16 protein-coding genes are annotated in these 21,068 nt (G+C 46.8%); 8 read left to right on the top strand and 8 right to left on the bottom strand.

Features of this window, described 5'->3' with window-relative positions:
* Positions 1-52 precede the first annotated feature (52 nt).
* Entirely contained in the window at positions 53-1,843 is a 1,791-nt protein-coding gene (locus tag P2W83_RS16640; protein ID WP_276134899.1) for an ABC transporter ATP-binding protein, read from the top strand.
* Positions 1,840-3,015, top strand: coding sequence for a nucleotidyltransferase family protein (locus tag P2W83_RS16635; RefSeq protein ID WP_276134898.1), 1,176 nt, complete (start codon positions 1,840-1,842; stop codon positions 3,013-3,015). The genes P2W83_RS16640 and P2W83_RS16635 overlap by 4 nt, the downstream gene beginning before the upstream one ends.
* Positions 3,016-3,020: 5 nt before the next feature.
* Here the strand turns inward: P2W83_RS16635 and P2W83_RS16630 are convergent, their stop codons facing one another.
* The 6 genes from P2W83_RS16630 to P2W83_RS16605 form a co-directional block, all read right to left on the bottom strand.
* Positions 3,021-4,151 carry a vWA domain-containing protein gene (locus tag P2W83_RS16630; RefSeq protein WP_276134897.1) on the bottom strand — a complete coding sequence of 377 codons (1,131 nt, stop codon included), beginning with the start codon at positions 4,149-4,151 and terminating at the stop codon, positions 3,021-3,023.
* Positions 4,152-4,168: 17 nt separating this feature from the next.
* Positions 4,169-4,999 (bottom strand): MBL fold metallo-hydrolase, encoded by an 831-nt coding sequence (locus P2W83_RS16625; RefSeq protein WP_276134896.1) that lies wholly within the window; start codon positions 4,997-4,999, stop codon positions 4,169-4,171.
* A 62-nt stretch (positions 5,000-5,061) separates the two neighbouring features.
* Positions 5,062-6,615: a glycoside hydrolase family 5 protein gene (locus P2W83_RS16620; RefSeq protein ID WP_276134895.1), complete on the bottom strand. Its 1,554-nt coding sequence runs from the start codon at positions 6,613-6,615 to the stop codon at positions 5,062-5,064.
* 46 nt (positions 6,616-6,661) lie between these two features.
* Positions 6,662-7,480 (bottom strand): N-acetylmuramic acid 6-phosphate etherase, encoded by an 819-nt coding sequence (gene murQ, locus P2W83_RS16615; RefSeq protein WP_276134894.1) that lies wholly within the window; start codon positions 7,478-7,480, stop codon positions 6,662-6,664.
* A 354-nt stretch (positions 7,481-7,834) separates the two neighbouring features.
* Entirely contained in the window at positions 7,835-8,545 is a 711-nt protein-coding gene (locus P2W83_RS16610) for a hypothetical protein (protein ID WP_276134893.1), read from the bottom strand.
* A gap of 70 nt (positions 8,546-8,615) precedes the next feature.
* Complete coding sequence (locus P2W83_RS16605) at positions 8,616-10,496, bottom strand: Nramp family divalent metal transporter (RefSeq protein WP_276134892.1); 1,881 nt, start codon at positions 10,494-10,496, stop codon at positions 8,616-8,618.
* Between the two features lie 135 nt (positions 10,497-10,631).
* Here P2W83_RS16605 and P2W83_RS16600 point away from each other — a divergent pair, with 135 nt between their 5' ends.
* The 6 genes from P2W83_RS16600 to P2W83_RS16575 all read left to right on the top strand — a co-directional run bounded on the left by P2W83_RS16600 (position 10,632) and on the right by P2W83_RS16575 (position 17,363).
* Positions 10,632-11,012 carry a BlaI/MecI/CopY family transcriptional regulator gene (locus P2W83_RS16600; RefSeq protein ID WP_276134891.1) on the top strand — a complete coding sequence of 127 codons (381 nt, stop codon included), beginning with the start codon at positions 10,632-10,634 and terminating at the stop codon, positions 11,010-11,012.
* Positions 11,013-11,018: 6 nt separating this feature from the next.
* Positions 11,019-12,182: a M56 family metallopeptidase gene (locus tag P2W83_RS16595; RefSeq protein ID WP_276134890.1), complete on the top strand. Its 1,164-nt coding sequence runs from the start codon at positions 11,019-11,021 to the stop codon at positions 12,180-12,182.
* Positions 12,183-12,298: 116 nt separating this feature from the next.
* Positions 12,299-12,946: a hypothetical protein gene (locus tag P2W83_RS16590; protein WP_276134889.1), complete on the top strand. Its 648-nt coding sequence runs from the start codon at positions 12,299-12,301 to the stop codon at positions 12,944-12,946.
* Between the two features lie 83 nt (positions 12,947-13,029).
* Positions 13,030-14,028, top strand: coding sequence for a tryptophan--tRNA ligase (gene trpS, locus P2W83_RS16585; protein ID WP_276134888.1), 999 nt, complete (start codon positions 13,030-13,032; stop codon positions 14,026-14,028).
* Positions 14,029-14,104: 76 nt separating this feature from the next.
* The gene (locus P2W83_RS16580; RefSeq protein ID WP_276134887.1) at positions 14,105-14,743 is read left to right on the top strand and encodes a deoxynucleoside kinase; all 639 of its coding nucleotides are present in this window, start codon (positions 14,105-14,107) and stop codon (positions 14,741-14,743) included.
* Between the two features lie 70 nt (positions 14,744-14,813).
* Entirely contained in the window at positions 14,814-17,363 is a 2,550-nt protein-coding gene (locus tag P2W83_RS16575) for a DUF5686 and carboxypeptidase regulatory-like domain-containing protein (RefSeq protein ID WP_276134886.1), read from the top strand.
* A gap of 2 nt (positions 17,364-17,365) precedes the next feature.
* Here the strand turns inward: P2W83_RS16575 and P2W83_RS16570 are convergent, their stop codons facing one another.
* The gene (locus tag P2W83_RS16570; protein WP_276134885.1) at positions 17,366-18,592 is read right to left on the bottom strand and encodes a cation:proton antiporter domain-containing protein; all 1,227 of its coding nucleotides are present in this window, start codon (positions 18,590-18,592) and stop codon (positions 17,366-17,368) included.
* Between the two features lie 94 nt (positions 18,593-18,686).
* Positions 18,687-21,014, bottom strand: coding sequence for a PKD domain-containing protein (locus tag P2W83_RS16565; RefSeq protein WP_276134884.1), 2,328 nt, complete (start codon positions 21,012-21,014; stop codon positions 18,687-18,689).
* Between the last annotated feature and the right edge of the window lie 54 nt (positions 21,015-21,068).

Raw genomic sequence — 21,068 nt, 5'->3', positions numbered from 1 at the left:
GGTGTTGATGCTAACCCATGGAATGTTATTTTTGAGGTAGTATCTGACACCCATGTTTCAAAGCATATACGAACGGAAGCAAAAGATCTGGAACTTTTTATCAGATAGTTTTAAAGGCTTCGTGCTTATTTGGAATTCAGCCAAACGTCTCACGATCGTCAATCTCCTGTTGTTTGTTTTGCAGGCTGTCATTCCTCTGTTTTCGTTTATTGTGCTCAAGGCACTGATAGATCGTATCATTACTTCGGGGAATGTGGCGTGGGATTGGGCCGGCAATTATCTTTTAGCGTTTGGCGGATTGCAGCTTGCTAGTATTGTCATTTCGCAATTGTCTAGCTACTACATGGTATTGCAGCAACAAGTGATCTCGGATGACATTGCAGCAAAAGTGCTGCATAAGGCCGTAGAACTGGATCTTGAAAATTATGAGAATCCATCGTTCTATGACGAGTTGCATATGGTTCAACAGCAGTCTTTATATAAGCCTGCTCAGCTTATGGCCACCAGTCAGGCTATTATTCAAAGCCTGATCACGATCGTGCTGTTTGGTGGTTTTTTGACCATGGTGCATTGGAGCATTCCAGTGTTGTTGATCCTGTTAAGCATTCCACTGGCAGTAAGTAAAATATTGCATGGATATCGGCAATATTTGTTGGAAAAAACGACGATGCCGGTATATCGCAAAGCAGTGAACTTGTTTCAGAGCCTTACAACCGACAACTATGCAAAAGAGGTACGTGTTTTTAATTATGGACCGGAATTCATCCGGCAGTTTCTTCATCTGAATCTTTTCATCTTTAATAAAAAGAGGCAACTACACTACCAGTTTCTGAAGCGTGGTATATTAATACAATCTGTAGAGATCGTCTTTACCGTTTTTATATACTATATTCTTATTTCGAGTGTGTTAACTGGCGCGATCACCATTGGTGGGCTGGTTGTGTATTTCCAGGTGTTTCAGCGGCTCCAGGGATCTATTAACAGCCTGTTTCAATCTGGCATTGCACTGTTTCAAAACCAATTGTATATCCGCCAGATACTCAATTACCTTGCGGTGCGCCCAGCAACCAGAATGAAAAAAGGTAACCGGTCAATGCCACTGTTAGCAAAAGGCATTCAAATTAACGCGCTGGATTTTACCTATCCGGGTACAGAGGGCCGGGTGTTGCACGATGTGAACATGCAATTACGACCGGGCCAAATAACGGCAATAGTTGGTGAGAACGGCTCAGGCAAATCCACGTTGATCAAATTGCTGTGCCAGCTATATGCAATTGAAGATGGACGCATGCTTGTAGACGGCGTTGATATTAATATGATCAATGCCGAGGAACTGCGCAGCAGCACCACGGCAATTTTTCAGGATTTTGGGCGGTATTATCTCACCGTGGAAGAAAACATTGCACTTGGAGAGGAGCACCGCTTAGAAGATAGAATGAAGGAAGCTGCTGTACGATCTGGTGCAGATGGTTTCATCGCATCGCTTCCAGATGGATTCAAGACAGTTCTTGGGCGTGTATTCAAACGTGGGGCGCAATTGAGTGGAGGTCAGTGGCAGAAGCTGGCACTAGCGCGTGGCTTTTATAAGAATAGCGAGATCATTATTCTGGATGAACCGACCAGTGCAATGGATCCGATTGCGGAGTATACCGTATTTCAACAGTTGAAAAAGGACATCGGTAACAAGATCGTTATACTGATCACCCACAGGCTTTACAGCCTCAAGATAGCAGATCATATCTATGTAATGGAAAATGGCACCATTGTAGAGGATGGAACGTTTAGCGAATTACTTAAAAAGGATGGTAAGTTTTCTGCCATCTACGAGAAGCAAGCTATATGATCCCGATCTCCGAAATAGCAAAACGTTATAATGCAGAAATGGCATTGTTGGTGTTGATTGGCAGGGCCGGATTTAAGAAAAGTGCACTGGATGAGGTTGTGACACACATATCGCAGTCGTCAATAGATTGGCACCTGTTTGAGAAAATTGTCGTAGCGCATAAGCTACGCCCTCTTGTCTATCGCATCTTGTTAAGAATTTCAGATCACGTTGCCCCTGATTATATAGAGAGGCTGAGAAGCGATGTATTAAAGATCGCCGCGGGTAACCTGATGAAGCTGGATGAGTTGATGAAGCTTCATGCTGTACTTAATGATAGTCGTGTTGTAAATATTCCATATAAGGGCTTGTTGCTTAGCAGGCTGCTTTACGATGATTTTGTGACGCGAGAAACAGGCGATATTGATTTTCTTATTAATGCGCGAGATTTTAGGACTGCAAAAGAAGTCCTGTTGGCGAGTGGTTATATTCCTGCCAGCTTTTTCGATGCGCAGTTTGAAGATAGGTTCGTAAAGACAGAGAGTGAGTTGCTGCTGACAAGGCAAACTCCGCTGGGTATAATGAAGGTTGAATTACATTGGGAAGTTACTCATCGTATGCTGGATGCGCCGATTGATGTGATGCGATTGTTTGACAGATCTAAGCGGCATTCAATTTCGAGCAAAGAAGTTTGCGAGTTGAATGTAGAGGACCATTTGATGATTGTGCTGGTACACCATGGAGTCAACGATGTTTGGCGGGTATTGCGACATGTAACCGACCTGGCTGCTTTTGCAGAGGCCGACGGTCAACTGATTGCTTCTCCGGAAATAAAAAAGCTACTAAAACAGGCAGGAATACGAAGAACATCAGCCATTGGGTTGCAACTTTGCCACAGTCTGTTTGGTGTCGGTTCAGAAACAAGTGAGCGCGAAACACCTGAATACAATGCAGTCCTGAGTCGCCTCCTTACTTTCCCCGTCTTAAAAAAGCGGAAATTGTCAGCGGAAAATGTCCGCCAGCAGTTCCTTTTAAGGGATAGTCTAAGAGCCAGGCTGCGCCTGGGCTGGTGTTATTTACGCGAGGGGTTTACACCAAACATGCGTGATGTTGCAACCTTGCGCTTGCCGGATCATTTACATTTTTTGTATTATCTCCTGAAACCTTTCTTGTTCCTGGTGAGAAAGAAATAGCGCGGCTACCGAGCCAACCACACTTCAGTTTCTTTTCCTTGCTCTACAGTGAAGTTGAGACCAAGCTGGTAACCGTATAGCATGTAGACAAGCTTGTAGTAGCCGGGTTTGAGTTCTACTTTTTGCACATCAAGGCCTACCGGGAAAATGTCTTTCGTGGGACTGCTATCGGGTGCGCCGTCTTGATAAATGGCAATGTGGGGTATGCGACTTATGTTCATCAAAATCGCATAGCCATTTTTATTCTCTGGTTCTGCCTTTATTCTCGAGTTTTTGCTAATGAGCACAGCCTGTACGGGTGGGGCTGTGGCAACGCGGCCTGTTTTCAGTGTATCGTACGACGCAGTATCTTTTTTTGCCGTTACTGGTGGTGTTGGGTTTGTCTTTGGTTTTGTTGTGCCTAGCGGCTCGAATGCGGGTTTCGATTGCTGTTTCCTTGTGCTTGCCGTTTCGGGTCGTTTGGGCGGCAGGATCTTTCGGTATGCTTGAACGATGTGACCAATAGCATACTTGATATTCTCCTCGTTTTTTATAGTCAAAAATTCCCCGAGGCAGTTGTAGTCATTTCTGAATTGCTCGTTTGTGTTTACCTGCAGTACGTAAGGTGTGAACTTTAGTTTCTTGCGCAGTTCTTTCATTTTGGCACAGGCGTCGGCGCTGCAGTCAACACTTCCATCGGTTACAAAGATCACGCTGTAGATGTATTGGTCGGCTGTTGAGATGTCGTAACTATTGGCCTCGCTAATAGCAAAGCTAAGCGGAGCGGCGCCTTTGGGCTTAATGTCCGTCAGTCTTAGTTTCATCTGTGCTCTTGTGTCGCGGCTAAACATTACCTCGCGTTTCGAGTCATAGCAATCGCGCTCGCGGAAGCTTTGCTGGTGTCCATATACTCGCAGGCCAAATTCCACTTCGTCATTTATCTGGTACAAGCTATCTATCAGCGAAGAGATGATGCGCGACGATACCTGGTAGTTGTTTTCATTGGCCGACCATGTATCGAGCATCTTTTGCGACCCGTTCATGATAATGAGTATGCGGTGTCGCTCGCCTGGTGCGGCTTGTGCCAGCACAGACTTGTTTATTATCAGCGTTGCCAATAATAGTATCACAATCCGTATTGCAGTGTTCTTGCTCATTATGCAGCAATTAAGTCTTATCCGAATAATGAGGCCTGTACAGGCTCTTCTTTCTTCGGTTCTTCATATTTAGGCGCTAGCGGATTTTCTATCAGGAATACTTCGGAGGGTTGATATCTCGATGCGATAATCACCCGCACACCGTTGGCATGTGTTTCAAACAATTCCTTTACCAGCTCGGGCGAGTTATTATCCTGCGACAAATGTGACAGAAGTAAATGGCTCATATGCGCCGGCTTGTACTCGCGGAAAAACTGTAGCGCCTGGTTGTTGGACAAGTGCCCTTTGCCGCCACGTATGCGGTTCTTCAGGTGAATGGGATATTTGCCCAGTTCCAGCATAGTCGTATCATAATTGGCTTCCAGGAAAGCCGCATGGCATTTCTGGAAATGGCGCGCCAGGTTATCGCAGGGTATGCCTATGTCGGTGAAGACGCCTATAATTATTCCGGCATAGTCAACTATGAAGCTATGCGGTTCTATGGCATCGTGTTCTTTTGGAAAGGCTGTGACGTTTATGTTGTTTACACGCACAGGCTCAAATGCTATAAAGGTCTTCGCAAGGCGTTCGTCCACAAAGAGTCGTCCGTACTGCATGGTCCGTGTTGTGATGTACACGGGCAGGTTATACTTTTTTGATAGTAGTGTGACTCCTTTTATATGATCTGAGTGCTCGTGCGAGATAAAGATGGCCCGTACTTTGCTCATGGATAGGCCAACCTGCTTCATGCGCTTTTCCGTTTCACGACACGAGAGGCCGGCGTCTATCAACACCGCGTCCTTATGGTTGCCGATATAATAGCAATTACCGTTACTGCCCGAATTCAAAGAAGCTATATAGAGCGCCATTAGTATGCAAAATAACCTTGTTTTGAGCTGATTACAACGTCCGGACCATTATAATCTTTGCCTTAATATGTTCTTGTGCGAGCCGGCAACCTGTTTCTGTCGAATGCCTGCATGAACAGGCGCTGACGCTGGGTAGGGGTGGGGCTTGGTGCCCGGTTATACCGGTTGGTGTCGTGTTCTACACTCCAGCCATGAAATTCGCGAAAGGCGTGGTAAGCCCAGTCCCAGCCAAACTCCTCAAAAATATCTATGCAATCACGCAAGTAATAAAATGCACTTTCCGACGGTGCCCAACGGATGGCGCTGAACTCGCCTACATAGATCGGAACATTATAGGTGTTTTGCCAGTCGCGAACACCCTGCAGCAATTTTTCAAGTGTTGCTTTGTTCCATTTCTTGCCTTGTATAATACCGGGATAGAGAACGTGCTCGCTGGTGTCATTAACTCCCTGGTGGGTAAACGCCATAGGGTGATACATGTGAAAGCTGTAGACAACATTTGAAACAGAGATCGGTTTGAAGTGTTCAAGGCTTTCTGGGTTACCTGCAGGAGCGGCCTCTACTACGATAATGTGAGTTGTGTCGACTGTTCGTATGTCCCCGGCCACAACTTCGGCCAGTTGCTGCCAATTCATCAGGCCAGCGGGTACTATGCCTTCTATTGGTTCGTTTACCAGATCATAACCCCAAACTACGGTGTTGTCTTTGTATCGGGTAGCTATCTGCTTCCAAACATCGCGCAACGCTTGCTGCCATTCCTTTTCCCTGAGAATGCGGTGAATAGATCCATCAACGCGCCCACCGGGTACCGAATGAATATCGATCAGCACCTTTATGCCAAGTTGCCGACACAAGGGGAGCAGCGTATCAATATGGTGTAAGGCTGTGCCAAGCCATTGGTTATACGATGTAATGCTTGCAGTGTCTGCACCCGATGCGGGGAATCCTCCCCAGGTCAACTGCCAGCGCACATGGTTCGCACCCCATGATGCGAGCGTGCGGAGGTCGTCGGCAGTAGCAAAGGTGTTGATCATCATTCCGCGCAACTTGGTTTGGTTGCCGGTGCCTGTGTTCGTGGTTTTCGGAGCGAGCTGCAACTGTTGTGCCGGCTCTTGGATGCTGATCTCAATGTAGTCGTACCAGATACGGCCCTTTACGCTTTCCAGTCCCGTGATCAGGCTTAGTGTATCTGTACTGGGTGAGATGTTGACAAGCATAGATTGCTCTGTCCAGTCAAAAGAACCTGATGGAAGGGTTGCCTGCGGGCGTTCGTCGGTCCATGGCAACACACTATGCAGCATTAGTTTTATACCATTCCATGGCTTTTTAGGCTGCGACACATTTTCTGCTTTTAGCCGCGTTTTTACCAGCAGTGTTGCTCCTTTCGCTTTTTCTACGGGTAAGTTGACCGAAAGTTTATGATTGGATGTAACGCGCAACGCACTGTTACCGTCCTTTGTTACCAGCTTATATTTACCATCCCAACCGCCCATTTCTACACGATTGTCAAAATTGTTGCGGTAAATGATCTCCCCCTTTTGCTGGGCGATAGCATGGGCATGGCTGTAAGAAAATATAGCGGCTAACAAAATGCCGCGGAGGAGACGAGTGCGCATGAGCAAAGGAGTAAACGCAGCAAAACTACGACAGGGTTGTTGGATTTTATTTTTCACGCATTTCGATGGCTTTTTTTACGCTGCCATATTTCAGTAGCAGGTCTTTGGCTTTTTCGTAATCTTTCATCTTTAACCGCTCCATCACCATCTTCACACCACGGTCTACCAGTTTGTCGTTGGTCAGCTGCATATTCACCATTTTGTTGTCTTCCACCCGGCCCAGCTGTATCATCACGGTGGTAGATATCATGTTCAGCACCAGCTTTTGAGCTGTACCACTTTTCATGCGGGTGCTACCCGTCACAAATTCAGGACCAACGACCACTTCAACCGGGTAGTCGGCTAGCTGCGCTACCGGGCTGCCGGGATTGCACACTATGCAGCCAGTAGGTATGCCGTTCTCCCTGCATTTTTCGAGGGCGCCAATTACGTAAGGAGTAGTGCCACTTGCCGCCAAGCCAATTACTACGTCGTGTTCGTTGATCTTATGTTCCTGCAAGTCTTTCCAGCCCTGTTCTGTATCATCTTCTGCAAATTCCACGGCCTGTAGTATGGCTTCATGTCCGCCGGCTATGATGCCGATGACCAGCCCCGGTGGGACGCCAAAAGTGGGAGGACATTCGCTTGCGTCTACTATGCCTAGCCGGCCACTGGTACCCGCACCAATATAGAACAACCGTCCGCCCGATAGCATCTGCTCACTTGCGGCTTCGGTCAACCTTTCTATTTGTGGAAGGGCTTTCTCTACAGCAAAGGGAACCGTCTCGTCTTCTCCATTGATAGCAGTCAAAAGCTCTGCTATCGTCTTGTGTTCCAGGTCTCTATGGTTGGATGGCTGCTCGGTATACTTTATAAAGTCTGCCATGGGTTAGCTTTCAATAATAAAGTTACAAATACGTTGCCAAAGCTGCGTTTGTTGTCTTTTGTTGTCGTTTTTGATGTTTTTCCATTGGCCGCAACGAGCTCGCTGTCCCAGTTTGTTGTCGAAATGAGGTGTTTTTGTGAAAGACTTGAATTGGTTGCCATTTATTGTCGATATTGAATACGAACCTGAATTTGTTGCAGTTTGTTGCGAAAAAATGCAAGCCGTTAATCTGATCCCGCATGAGCGGGAGAGAAATCTCCTGAAGTGCGGTGGTATTGTTGATAGGGAATATTGGCGCATCGATACCTGCTATTTATTATAGCAAATATACGTAAAAATATTAAATTTTATCTTCTATAATTTCACGCCCACACCTAACCTCACTGAATAATAAGCCGGGAGGCCGTTAAAGTTGAATGTTGTTGTAGTTCGCTGTTCTGCAGGGAGCGCTGAGTTGAGCGTGTTAGTGCTATGGCTCTGCGCATCGAACAGGTTTACTGGTATGTTCAGATCGAAGAATATTTTCTTACTGGTATAATAGGTCAACCTGGGAACGATAAACGCGCGCATACCAAATATATTGTCGCGGGTAGGAAAGAGGGCCGAGATAGCCGGGTCTGTCCTGTAGCGGTTATAGTAAGGCATGGCTGCAATGCCGACTGCAGGCAGCAGTTTTGCTTCTTTCTTTTTGGCAAACATCAGGATATACTCGTAGCGCACTGCAACCGATGTTACAGTAGTTACCGCGCCAGATACAGGTTCGGTTGTAGTTTGGTCGGGGTAGATGCGTTCAGTCAGCTCATCGCGGCGGCCAACGGTCAGGTCGCTGAGCTCTATCTCGTGAAAGTTCTTCTTTTTCGTGGCTATCTGTACAGCTGCTGCAGGGTAGGCTATCTTATCGAAGCTGGCACTGCGTACATAGTTGCTGTCTCTGTACAATTGATTCTTGTCGGCTACAGTCGTCAGGTTGTACAGCTTTACAGCGTATTTATAGTCGAGATGGCTGTTTTGCGCATAACTGCTGCAACAGCTTAATACCAGTATGAATGTAACTATGCTCTTCATATGCTTCGTACTTTAGTGATAGTCAGAACCTGGCTTCTGATACTAAAGATACGGCATAAATATCAAGCCATTAGCGAGCAATAAATACCGGCACCTTGATCATGTGACGAACCGAGTTAATGGTCTCTCCAAATATCCAATCGCTGACTTTTTTGTGACCGTGGCTACCTACTATTAGCAGGTCTGCATCTTTTTCCTGGATGATGCGTGCTATTTCTTTTACACGGTGTTTAAAGCCCAGTAACCCTTCAGCATTGTAGCCACGCTCGGTAAAGAAGTTGACGTATTTCTGGAGGTGTTCAGAGTCTTTGATCGTCTCATAGTCACGCGCCTCGTCTTCCATCATACGGGCCTGTGCGCTTTCTACTACATGTATCAAAACGAATTGCGTGTTACTATCACCCAGCTGTATCGCGTATTGTATCACACGCTCGTCCTTGTCGCTATAGTCCAGCGCAAGTGCTATGCGTTTAAAAGGTTCTGATACCGTAGTGCGGAGTGTTTCCATTGATATCTGTTTGTGTACATCGATGCTTGCCTCACGTTTCTGCAAACGGAAGGGATAGAAGGTGGTGATGAGTAATAGCGCCACCAAACCTATGCCGCCAAGCACAATGAGCCCCTGTAACAAGATACTATCTGTCAACGATATCCAGTCTACAGCCGACTCATACACCAACTTCAGGTTGAGTGCTACTATTACCGCAGCGATCAGCCATGCGAATGTTTTCGTTACCGGCCCGATAGCGAACTTACCCATGCGCTTGCTGTCGCTCACAAAATGTATGAGTGGTATAACAGCAAATGCCAGCTGCATACTGAGCAGCACCTGGCTAAACACCAGCATACTGTCTACCATCTCTTCGCCCATAATAAGTATGACCAGCACAGCAGGAACAATGGCCAGCATGCGGGTAATCAGCCTCCGTGCCCAGGGGTTCAGGCGCAGTCGCAGGTAACCTTCCATTACGATCTGACCAGCCAGTGTACCAGTAACTGTGGAACTCTGGCCTGCAGCTATTAGCGCTATTGCAAACAGATGAGAAGCCCAGGTATTGCCCACCATTGGAGCTAATAACAAATGTGCGTCTTTAAGAGATGCTACATCCTGTTTGCCTGCGGTATAAAATACAGCGGCCGCAAGTATTAGAATAGCGGCGTTGACGAATAGCGCCATGTTTAACGCTACGGCGCTATCCACAGTATTTAGTTTGATCGCGTGTTTGATTGAAGCATCGTCGCGGTTGATCTTGCGGGTTTGCACAAGGGCAGAGTGGAGGTAAAGATTGTGTGGCATCACGGTGGCGCCGATGATACCAATGGCAATATATAAAGCAGTATTATTGGGTATAGAGGGAACAAAGCCTTTCGCAATCTCGCCGAAGTCAGGTTTGGCAAAAAACATTTCGAGTAGGAAACAACCCCCTATAATGGCTACGAGTGCAATAATAAAAGCCTCCATCTTGCGCATGCCCAGCTTTTGCAGGTAGAGTAACAATATAGTATCGGCGAAAGTGATGAGCACGCCCCAGATAAGAGGAATGCCCAGCAACAGGTTCAGACCTATGGCCATACCCAGCACTTCGGCCAGGTCGCAGGCGGCGATGGCTATTTCAGCCATTGCATATAATACAAAGTTGACCTTACGTGGATACACCTCGCGGTTGCACTGGGCCAGGTCTTTACCCTGCACAATGCCCAGGCGTGCACTGAGTGATTGCAGTAACAGAGCCATTATATTACTCATCAATAGCACCCAGAGTAGGCGGTAACCGAACTGGCTGCCACCGGCAAGGTCGGTAGCCCAGTTGCCCGGGTCCATATAGCCGACACTTACTAAATAAGCGGGGCCAAAGAAGGCCGCCATTTTGCGCCATGGACTGCGTTGCTTATGTGGGTCGATAGAGGAGTGGACCTCACTTAAAGATCTATCGGTAGTAGCTAATTTCATTTTAGCCTAAAAATAATTTTAGACAAATCTAAAACAACAAATTGATTTAGTAATGTTAATGTTAAATAAAAACATACCAACTAAAAAATTAGTTGTAATACTAAAAACTTAGTAGTTTCACTAAAATTTTAGTAGATGACTCCACATTTTAAGTCACTAACAAAGGCCGAAGAAGAAATAATGCAGATACTGTGGCAACTGGAAAAGGCGTTCATCAAAGATGTAGTGGATGCCCTTCCAGAACCGAAGCCGCATTATAATACCGTCAGCACAATAGTAAAGATACTTGAAGACAAAGGCTTTGTTAGTCACGAGTCGCTGGGAAAGTCGAATAGATATTTCCCCGTTGTGGCCAAAGACGACTACAGCAAGCGCTCGATGAAGCAATTCGTGAAGCGATACTTCGACGGATCATTCGCCAGTATGCTGTCGTTCTTTGCAAAAGAAAAAGACATCAGCGTAAAAGAGCTGGAGGAAATACTCAACGAGTTAAAAAAATCTTCACCTAAAAAATAAACTGCTATGCTCTATTTGATCCAGGTTATCAGCTATTCGGCACTCATGTGCCTGGTGTATGTTCTCTTCCTGCGCAATCGCCCGATGCATGCGTTCAATCGTGTGTACCTGTTGGCGGCTGCGGTGTTGCCTGTGGTAATTCCATTTCTGAAATTTTCTGAAGCGGTGGGTGAGCAAATACGAACTGCAACTGCGATGAGCGTGCGCCTGCCGGAAGTGGTTGTTAGTACCACGCAACAGTCGGCTGGCTATGATTTAATAGCTGCCGCTTACCTCTGTGTATCGTTGATATTGCTCGGTGCTTTTGTTTATAAGATCATCGCGCTTAGGAGGGTGATAGCAAAAGGCGAGAAGACAAAAGTTGACGGATACACGCTGGTGGCCAATTCAGGTTTTGGTCCCGGTAGCTGGTTCAATTACATCTTCCTGCCCGATGCGGAACAGAATACTACTATAATCGAACACGAAGTCGCTCACATACGCCTTCGTCATACCCGCGATATTATTTTACTGAACGTGTTGCAGCTATTCTTCTGGCCAAACCTGCTGCTGGTATGGATAAAGAAAGAACTGGAGCAGGTGCACGAGTTCCAGGCCGATGAGGCAGCCAATGGCGAAGGTTATTCTGAGCTGTTGGTGTCAAGCGCCTTTAACAGGTGTACGCTGCCTTTATCGCATTCGTTCATGATACACCCGATACGCCGCAGATTGATGATGCTGAAGAAGAACGGTGGGGCAGGTAAATATATTGCAGGCGCCGCGTCTGCGGTGGTAACAGTAGCGTTATTTGTGAGTGTGGTTGGTGTGCAGAGCTGCAAGGAAAAGAAATGGGAAGTTAACAAGGACACAATTGCTAGCTCTGAAATGGCGCTATACCAGGCTGAGAAAATGCCGGAGTTTAACGGCGACATGAACACCTATATGGCAAGGGAGATCAAATACCCCCTGGAAGCAAAGCTGAAAAACATTGAAGGAAAAGTGATCGTTGAGTTTGTTGTAGACGAAAATGGCTATGTGCAGGGTGCCAAAGTGAAAAGCTCGCCTGACATTGCATTGTCTCTGGAAGCCATGCGTGTGGTGAATAGTATGCCCCAATGGAAACCCGGTGAAAACAAAGGCAAGAAAGTTTCGGTGATCATGACCCTGCCGATCTCTTTCAGGCTTTGCTAGCCCCTACAGATAAAAGCCCGATCCCCGCTACCGGCGGGGATTTTTTATGCCATCCGTTTTCCTTTCTGCTGGTTTTGTATCTTACCACAAACGTTCATATCCGTCACTCACTGAATATGGTTAAGTACTATTTACTGCTGTTATTTTGTGTGCTTTTAAGCTGCAAAGGAAAACCTGAGAGGAATTTAAAAGTGGAAAATGAATCAACAGTACCAATAAATAGCAGTGCTTCGGAGGAGCAACCATATAGTTACTGGAAAGAGATTCTCGCAAATGTTGGGGAGTCGGATTTAAGAAATAATCGGACCGAAGCATACAGATTTGTATATAATATAATTTACGGCAATTACCTAGTACTTACCGTAATTGCGCTGGATAATGTAGATAGCAATCAATTCGGCTATAGGATATCAAGTAAAGCCAACCTCTTTTGTAAACTTGTTATTGGCGAAGACTCTGTCGCCCAAAGCAGTAAACAGGAATTGACGGAAAAAGAATATTCTGAGTTTAAGGAGATATTGAACGGAACGTACTACTGGGCTCTTAATAACCACCCCTGTTGGGACGGGGCTATACGCGATGGAAATACTGCCGCGTTTGAAAGTAAGTCTTATATCTGCTACCGAGACACGTTGACCTATAAAACTGCCAGCCTCTCGCCATTGTATGATGGAAGTTTTAAAGACGCATTCCGATATCTTTTAAAACGGGCCGCGCCATTTAAAGGGAATTTAGCTGCTCAAAAGTCTATCTTTGAGCCATAGGTTAGGTCCTGCATCCCGCTACCGGCGGGGATTTTTTATGCCCACACATTTCCTTTCTGCCCGTTTTGTATCTTGCAGCCGTTATGAGTAAAGAGATCGTTGTCAGCGGTATTCGTTCGACTGGCTACCTGCACCTGGGAAACTATTTTGGCGCTATGCGTAACTACGTGAAAATGCAGGATGAATATAACTGCTATTTTTTCGTAGCCGATTACCATTCGCTCACCACGCACCCCGAGCCGGAGCACCTGCGCGAGAACGTGTACCGTGTGGTGGCTGAGAATATTGCCTGTGGCCTCGATCCTGATAAAGTGGCCCTGTATGCACAGAGTGACATTCCGGAGATTCCGGAGCTGTACCTGATGCTGAATATGCTGGCCTACAAAGGCGAGCTGGAGAAAGTACCTACATTCAAAGACAAGGTGCGTACCCAGCCGCAAAACGTAAATGCTGGCTTGCTGACCTATCCAGTACTCATGACGGCCGATATCCTCATACACAAAGGCATAAAAGTGCCTGTAGGTAAAGACCAGGAGCAGCACGTAGAAATGGCGCGCAATTTCGCGCAGCGTTTCAACGGCCGCTACGGAGAAACATTTCCCGAGCCGTATCCATTCAACTATAGTAATGAGCTGGTAAAGGTACCGAGCCTGGATGGTACCGGTAAGATGAGTAAGAGCGAGAACGTGAATGCTACTCTTTACCTGGCCGACGATGATGATACCATCCGCAAAAAAGTAATGAAGGCAAAGACCGATGCCGGCCCTACCGAGCACGACAGCGAAATGCCTGACTATATCCAGAACATCTTCCAATTGCTGCACCTGGTATCGAAGCACGAAACAGTGGAGACCTACCGAAGCATGTATAACAACTGCACCATACGCTACGGCGATATGAAAAAGCAGCTGGCTGAGGATATGGTGAACTTCATACAACCTATACGCGAGCGTGCTACAGACCTGCAGCAAGACCATCCGCAGCTGCAGCGTATCATGAAGCTGGGTGCTGAAAAAGCCCGCGAAAGCGCATCAAAAACCATTGCTGAAGCTCGTAAGAAGATAGGGATAAATTATTATTAATAATTAACCTACCCGCTGCGTTTTTATTTAAATAGCTTATTATCTTGTAGAAAATAAGGTAAGAGATCACTCTATTATGCCTGCTAAAAAGACTCCTCCAAAACACATAGCCGTTGCCGGCAATATCGGTTCAGGTAAGACCACACTCACTACACTGCTTGCCAAGCATTATAAATGGCAGGCTCATTTCGAAGACAATGAGCACAATCCTTACCTGGTAGATTTTTACGAGGATATGCAGCGCTGGTCATTCAACTTGCAGATATACTTTTTGAACAGTCGTTTGAAGAACCAGCAGGAACTACGCAATGGCAAGGACAGCGTGATACAGGATCGTACCATTTATGAAGATGCGTACATCTTTGCGCCCAACCTGTACGAGATGGGCCTGATGACCAAACGTGACTTCGAGAACTATTCATCTCTGTTCGATACGCTGCGCAAGATGGTAGCACCGCCCGATCTGCTGATCTACCTGCGTGCATCTATACCTGCGCTGGTAGACCAGATACAGAAACGAGGCCGCGACTATGAAGAAAATATCCGCCTCGACTACCTGAAGCGCCTGAACGAGTTCTACAATAAATGGATCGACCAATATAGCGACGGACCACTGCTGATCATTGATGTAGACAAAGTGAACTTCGCCGACAAGGAAGAAGATTTTGCTGAGGTAGTCCGCCGGATAGATGCGCAGATACACGGTCTTTTTTAACAAACTGTAACTTTTTGCCCGGCCGGCCGATATACGGGATAGAGTGACTCATTAACCCTCGCCCACTACAATGAAAAGACAACACCTCTACAGCTTATTCCTGTTGCTGGCTACTATATCATCGTTGCCTGTATTTGCCGGTGTATTAAAAGGCAAGGTTTCCGACGATAAAGGAGAACCGCTGCTATTTGCTACCGTATTTGTGCAAGGCACAACCATGGGGACTACTACCAATGCTGAAGCCCAATACCAGTTGCAATTGGCGCCCGGTACGCACAAAGTGCTTTGCCAATACATGGGTTTCAAGCAGGCATCCTTTACAGTTACCATCAAAGGAGATGAAACGATCAGCCATGATTTTCAGTTGCAGGACCTGGCGCTGGAAATGAAGACCGTAGTGATCAAGGCCAATGCGGAAGATCCCGCCTATGCCATCATACGCAAAGCCATCAAAAAGCGCGAGTTCCATCTGGAGCAGGTAAAGTCGTTTCAGACATCGGCCTATCTGAAAACAGTGTTGCGCAATCGCGCTATGCCTACATCAATACCTGGCCTGATGAGTAAGAAAGAGGGGAAGGAGGCGAAATCAGAGATGGGCTTTGATTCCAGCGGTAAGGGCATCTGGATGTTGGCAGAGCAGGAAGCAGATTATTATGCGGCCAATGGAAAGGAACGGACCATCATCCGTTCTGTGCGCCAAAGCGGAGATCCAAATGGTTTTGGTATGTCGCAGTTACCGCCGGTGATCACATTTTATGAAAACAATGCATGCCAGTGGCAGGGTATAGCCCCAAGAGGTTTTGTTTCCCCCATTAGCGATAATGCACTGCACTACTATACTTATAAATACCAGGGCGAGTTTCGCGAAGGAAACCACACCATCAATAAGATTGAAGTAACACCTAAACGTGATTACGAACCACTGCTAAAAGGCACGTTGTACATTGTTGAAGATGACTGGGCCATACACAGCCTTGACCTGATGGCAACGACGAAGTCGAACCTTGAGTTTTTTGATACGCTGAGATTTCAGCAGGTGTTTCTGCCAATGAAAAAAGATACCTGGGTGATCAAAAACCAGGTGATGTACCTGACGCTGAAATTTTTCGGGTTGGATATAACAGGGTATATGGCTACGGTGTATGACAAGCAAAAGGTGAATGAGCCAGTGCCAGATACGGTGTTCAACGATAAGATCATTAGCATCTATGAAAAAGATGCCAATAAAAAAGATACTTCGTACTGGGCAGATAAGCGGCCTATACCACTGGAGAGCGATGAGGTGCATGACTATACTGTAAAGGACAGCATATTGGTTTTGCAGAATGATCCCGTGCGCAATGATTCAATAAGAAGAAAGGGTAACAGGTTTCATTTAGGAGATATTCTGCGTGGGGGCTATGAATACAACTCAAGGAAAAATAAGCATGAGTTCGCTACAAACTCTTTATTGTCGTTCGATCTTGTGAACTATAATACCGTGGAGGGTGTTAACGTGTCACCGAAGTTTTCGTGGAAGTATAATATTGATACAGGTAAGTCATTACAGACCAACCTCTATACTCGTTACGGCTTCAGCAACGAACATTTCAACGCGCTTGGCAGGACGGTGTATACTACTAACCAACGAGATTGGAAAGGACGATACTGGCAGATAGGTGCGGAAGGAGGCAAATACGTTTACCAATACAACCCACAGAGTACTTTAAAGCCTTTGTATAATACAGTATCTACTTTGCTGCGTGCGCGCAATCATATGAAAATATATGAGCGCTGGAACGGAGCTGTATTTGTAGAGCGCCACTATGGTAATGGTTTCAGGTGGTATGCCAAGATGGACTACCAACACAGACTGCCATTAGAAAATACGACTTCATTTTCCTGGTCGGACGAAAAGCTGACCTCAAACGTTCCGGACGAACTGGCCTGGGTAAAATGGGAAGAACATAATGCCGCACTAGCTACGGTATGGCTGGCGTACAGGCCTGGCACTACCTATACTTTGTATCCTACCTATAAGCAACCGCATGGTAGCAACTGGCCCTTGTTCAGCATATGGTACCAGAAAGGGATCGCCGGGGTGTTTGACAGTAAAACGGATTTCGACAAATGGCGGTTCTCGGTTGAAGACGACATGAACCTGAAGTTGCTGGGCAGCATGTCATACACTGCATCTGTTGGTGGTTTTCTGAATGACAAATATGTGAGCCTGCCAGACCTGATGCACCTTGCCGATAATGAAGTGTTTGTGGCAGCGCCCTATTTGAAAAGCTTCCAGTTGGCGCCCTATTACCAATACAGCAATACGGCAAAATTATATGGAGAGTTGCACCTGGAATATTACCTGAAAGGGCTGCTTACCAACAAGATTCCATTATTGCGCCAGGCTAAATGGTACCTCGTTCTGGGCACCAATACATTTTATGCAGGCACCAATAGCTACTATACGGAGGCATTTGCGGGCATCGATAACCTTGGTTTTAAAGCCTACCGTTTCCTGCGTGTAGACGTGGTGCATTCCTGGGATCAAATGAACAGGCAAATGACGGGTATACGTATAGGGCTAAGCCTTTTGGGTGTCCCCATAAGTATTAGTGGAGGATCGGCGGCTGAAATGTAAGCTTACTGATCGTGCCTCGTCTTCAGCAGATCGAGTACCGGGCTGGTCATAAATGTAGTCACCAATGCCATGATCACCATCATGGTAAATATCTCCGGAGAAAGAATACCCAGGTCATAACCGATGTTGAGAATGATCAGTTCCATCAAGCCGCGTGTGTTCATCAACGCGCCAATTGCAAGGCTGTCGTGTTTTGATTCACCCGCTATGCGCGCAGCGATATAGCTACCACCAAATTTGCCGATAATGGCCAGTGCAATTATCACCAGGCAAATCGACCACAGTGCCGGATCGTTCAGCAAGTTGATCTGCGTGCGCAAACCGGTAAGCACAAAAAATATTGGCAGGAACATGATAGAAGCAACATCTTCTACTTTGTCGATAATGAGCTTACGAAAATTCCACTCGATCGGCATTACCACACCAGCCATAAATGCACCGAACAACGCGTGAATGCCGATCACCTCACAGGCATAAGCACTACCCAGGAGGATGAGAAAGATAATAGCAAGACTAGATTGCTTGATCAGCGTATCGTTTGATTTTTGTGCAGATAGTTTCTTCAGGAAAGGACGAACTGCGAGGAGCATCACTGCCATGTATGCAATGGTTGCACCGAGTGTGTAAAATGATGTGGCCATTCCATCGGCTTTTGCCAGTGCTATTACGAAGGCCAGTATGCACCAGCCCGTCACATCATTGATGGCAGCAGCTGTCAATGCAACCGCTCCCAGTTTAGTTTGTGAAAGGTTCTTTTCTTTCAGTACGCGTGCCAGCACAGGAAACGCGGTGATACTCATCGCAATACCCATGAACAAGGCAAACGCCAGTTTAGATATTCCTGCAGGAGCATAGCTGGTGTGTAAAAAAAACGATAAGCCGGCGCCCAAAGCAAATGGCAGGATGATACTCGCATTGCTGATGAACACGGCGGAACGTGCTTTTCTTTTGATGATGTTCAGGTCAAGCTCCATACCTATCACGAACATGAAAAGTATGAGGCCGATCTGGCTCAGTAATTGCAGATTGCCCAGCGAGGCCGGCGGAAAAATGAAGGCGCTGATATCCGGTGCTAGTGCGCCGAACAATGATGGTCCCAACGCTATGCCCGCAATTATTTCTCCCATCACCGGAGGCTGTCCTATTTTTTTGAAGAGGAAGGCGCACAGCCTCGAGGCAATGATGATGATGATGAGCTGAAGGATAAAAACCGGCAACGGGTGTGCCATGCTAGCAATGATTTGGTGCGAAAGATATAAAATGCCCGTTACTAAATGCGAAAGCCTTCCCTGAGGAAGGCTTTCGCATAAATTTTAAGTTCGTCTATCTAACCAGGATGACGTCTCCTTTTATTTCATATTTTTCGCCACTGCTGGTATACTTTACTCGATAGTAATAAGTGCCGATCGGTTGTGGTTCGCCTTTGTACATGCCGTCCCAGCCTTCGTCTTTGCTAAGCGTGTAGTACACTCTTTCGCCCCAGCGGTTGAAGATAGCCATCTCGCATGCGGTAACGTTTGGCAGGTCACCGATGATCTTAGCCAGGTCGTTCTTGCCATCGCCATTGGGCGAGAATGCATTCGGGAAGAAAACTGAGCAATCTTGCACCTTGATATCAATAGTGTCTGATCCAAAGCCGCATTCGTTGTAGAGTTTCACAATATAAATACCCGGCTTGTTGACGATCTTGCTGGCTTGCTCTGAACCATCACTCCACACCCACTTATCGCCGCGGGCACTAATGCCTGCGGGCAGATGCAGGGGCAGCTGTTTACATATCAGCGTGTCTTCGGGACCGAGGTCTACGTATGGATTGGGTATGATGTTGTCTATGGTGTGCGAGATGGTATCTGTACAACCCAATGAGTCGAACACGATAAGGGTAGGGACGTACACCTTGGTGTCCGGGTATGCATGTCTCGGGTTTACAATGGTGTCGGTTTTACCATCACCAAAGTACCATTGATATTTTGCCGGTGTTCTTGGCAGGCTTATGATGGAACTGGCAGAATTAAATTCAATAGTATCACCTTCGCAGATCTTAGCGTCCGGGAAGTCAAATCTTGCTACAAGCGGGTGGTTAAGATCTACAGTTTTTATTGCGGTGTCTTTGCAATGATCATTGGCTATATGCAAACGGATCTCGTAAAAGTTTTGTTTTTTATAAAGGTATATCGGGTTTTTAGTAAGCGCCGTCCCATGGTCATCGTCGCCGAACGTCCAATAGTAAGTAAGTGCACCGAGTGCTGATTTTGAGCTGTCCGTCAGCATCACCGTGTCGACGTTGCATCCAAAATGGTATTGGAAGCCAAAATTTGCGTCTACTTTGGCATCCACAAGTGTTACGAATGCAGAGTCGCTCCAGGTACACCCGCCCTGTGTTGCTTTAGTTGTAGCTGTAACCTTGAACCACATATTGGTCTGAGGATTGATGACAGGTGTGAGCGTGGCTCCTCCCGAAATGATATTGGACGTCGGCTCCCATGCTATTATGTACGGCATCCATGGTTTGATGTTTGTTATGCTGGCGTTAAGAGTATCGATGTAGTCGCCACAGCCATAAATGGTAGGGTTGTTGCCTGCAACCAATGTGGCAGTCGGTACAATAATGGTAACAGTATCCTTTCCTACTACAGTGCCTGAGCCACCACATGGATCGGTTACTGTTGCATCCATCAATATCTTAGCATCAGAAGTTGCCGTTACGGTAACGCTGGCGCCTGAGCCGTAAATGGTAGCGGCACCACTCATTACAGACCAGCTGATAGTTACCGGAGTACCGCCTACAAGGCTTACAGGTATGCCGGCGCCGGTACCACAATAATAGCCTGTGTCAATGCTTGCTTTGGGCGATACAGCCAGCGAGCCCAGGGCGCAGGTGCCGAAATCGCTGGGGCTAATACTAGGCGCGCCTGGCATCAGCGTGAAGTTTACATTGGTGCCTGCGATTGTACCTATCCAGAAACCACTTGAGTTGTGGCAATAAACAGTGTTGCCAATGATGCCCATACCACCACCCGAAAGCGTTGGCGTGGCCCCTGTAACTGTATAAGAAGCCAGCAGGGTTCCCGAAGGATCGTATTTATTCAGGTAAGGGGGGGATGGCGTGTTGTTTAACCTAAGTACATAAAAGTTCCCGCAGTTATCGCCTGCAAGATCGTAAGGGCCGCCCGATGCAAAGCTCGCTATTGTGGTGATCAGTACATCGTTACCGGTACCATCGTACCTGTAAACCTGTCCCGAGCCGCCATTTAATGAATATATATACGAACCAGCACCGCAGGGATTTACAGCCGAAGCGATGTGACCTGTATTAACCCAGGTAGTGCCATCCCAATACACATAGGTACCGGTGCTGCCGCCTACAAGATAAAAAGTGGGCGAAGGGCCCGGGCCGTTCAGGTTATTACTCACCGCCAGTCCGCCGCCACCTACTGCAGGCATAGGAATGGTATTGGCGGTTGGGTTAGTGCCCGAAACAGGCAAAGCAGGATTGTACTGCATGATGCCGCCCTGCAGGTAGTAGATCAACCCCGTACCGGGCGGACCGAAGCAAACCGGCGGCTGCGCGTGTGACCGAAAACCTGTGATGATACAAAGAGCCAGCAGTAATCTCCGGAAAGAGACAGATAAGCGTGTGTTTTTGTTCATAATGGCGGTGTGGCAAATAATTAAATACAAACGGGGGTTAATCTCTTTCAAATT

The sequence above is a fragment of the Polluticoccus soli genome (assembly GCF_029269745.1).
Taxonomy (GTDB): Bacteria; Bacteroidota; Bacteroidia; order Chitinophagales; family Chitinophagaceae; genus Polluticoccus; species Polluticoccus soli.
The sequence above is the reverse complement of the archived record's forward strand: the minus strand, read 5'-3'. Positions and strand labels throughout refer to the sequence as shown.

Bases quoted from the DNA above. Each gene is read 5' to 3' on its own strand.
- P2W83_RS16640 (WP_276134899.1), top strand. From the start codon at position 53: ATGTTTCAAAGCATATACGAACGGAAGCAAAAGATCTGGAACTTTTTA.
- P2W83_RS16635 (WP_276134898.1), top strand. From the start codon at position 1,840: ATGATCCCGATCTCCGAAATAGCAAAACGTTATAATGCAGAAATGGCA.
- P2W83_RS16630 (WP_276134897.1), bottom strand. From the start codon at position 4,151: ATGAGCAAGAACACTGCAATACGGATTGTGATACTATTATTGGCAACG.
- P2W83_RS16625 (WP_276134896.1), bottom strand. From the start codon at position 4,999: ATGGCGCTCTATATAGCTTCTTTGAATTCGGGCAGTAACGGTAATTGC.
- P2W83_RS16620 (WP_276134895.1), bottom strand. From the start codon at position 6,615: ATGCGCACTCGTCTCCTCCGCGGCATTTTGTTAGCCGCTATATTTTCT.
- murQ (WP_276134894.1), bottom strand. From the start codon at position 7,480: ATGGCAGACTTTATAAAGTATACCGAGCAGCCATCCAACCATAGAGAC.
- P2W83_RS16610 (WP_276134893.1), bottom strand. From the start codon at position 8,545: ATGAAGAGCATAGTTACATTCATACTGGTATTAAGCTGTTGCAGCAGT.
- P2W83_RS16605 (WP_276134892.1), bottom strand. From the start codon at position 10,496: ATGAAATTAGCTACTACCGATAGATCTTTAAGTGAGGTCCACTCCTCT.
- P2W83_RS16600 (WP_276134891.1), top strand. From the start codon at position 10,632: ATGACTCCACATTTTAAGTCACTAACAAAGGCCGAAGAAGAAATAATG.
- P2W83_RS16595 (WP_276134890.1), top strand. From the start codon at position 11,019: ATGCTCTATTTGATCCAGGTTATCAGCTATTCGGCACTCATGTGCCTG.
- P2W83_RS16590 (WP_276134889.1), top strand. From the start codon at position 12,299: ATGGTTAAGTACTATTTACTGCTGTTATTTTGTGTGCTTTTAAGCTGC.
- trpS (WP_276134888.1), top strand. From the start codon at position 13,030: ATGAGTAAAGAGATCGTTGTCAGCGGTATTCGTTCGACTGGCTACCTG.
- P2W83_RS16580 (WP_276134887.1), top strand. From the start codon at position 14,105: ATGCCTGCTAAAAAGACTCCTCCAAAACACATAGCCGTTGCCGGCAAT.
- P2W83_RS16575 (WP_276134886.1), top strand. From the start codon at position 14,814: ATGAAAAGACAACACCTCTACAGCTTATTCCTGTTGCTGGCTACTATA.
- P2W83_RS16570 (WP_276134885.1), bottom strand. From the start codon at position 18,592: ATGGCACACCCGTTGCCGGTTTTTATCCTTCAGCTCATCATCATCATC.
- P2W83_RS16565 (WP_276134884.1), bottom strand. From the start codon at position 21,014: ATGAACAAAAACACACGCTTATCTGTCTCTTTCCGGAGATTACTGCTG.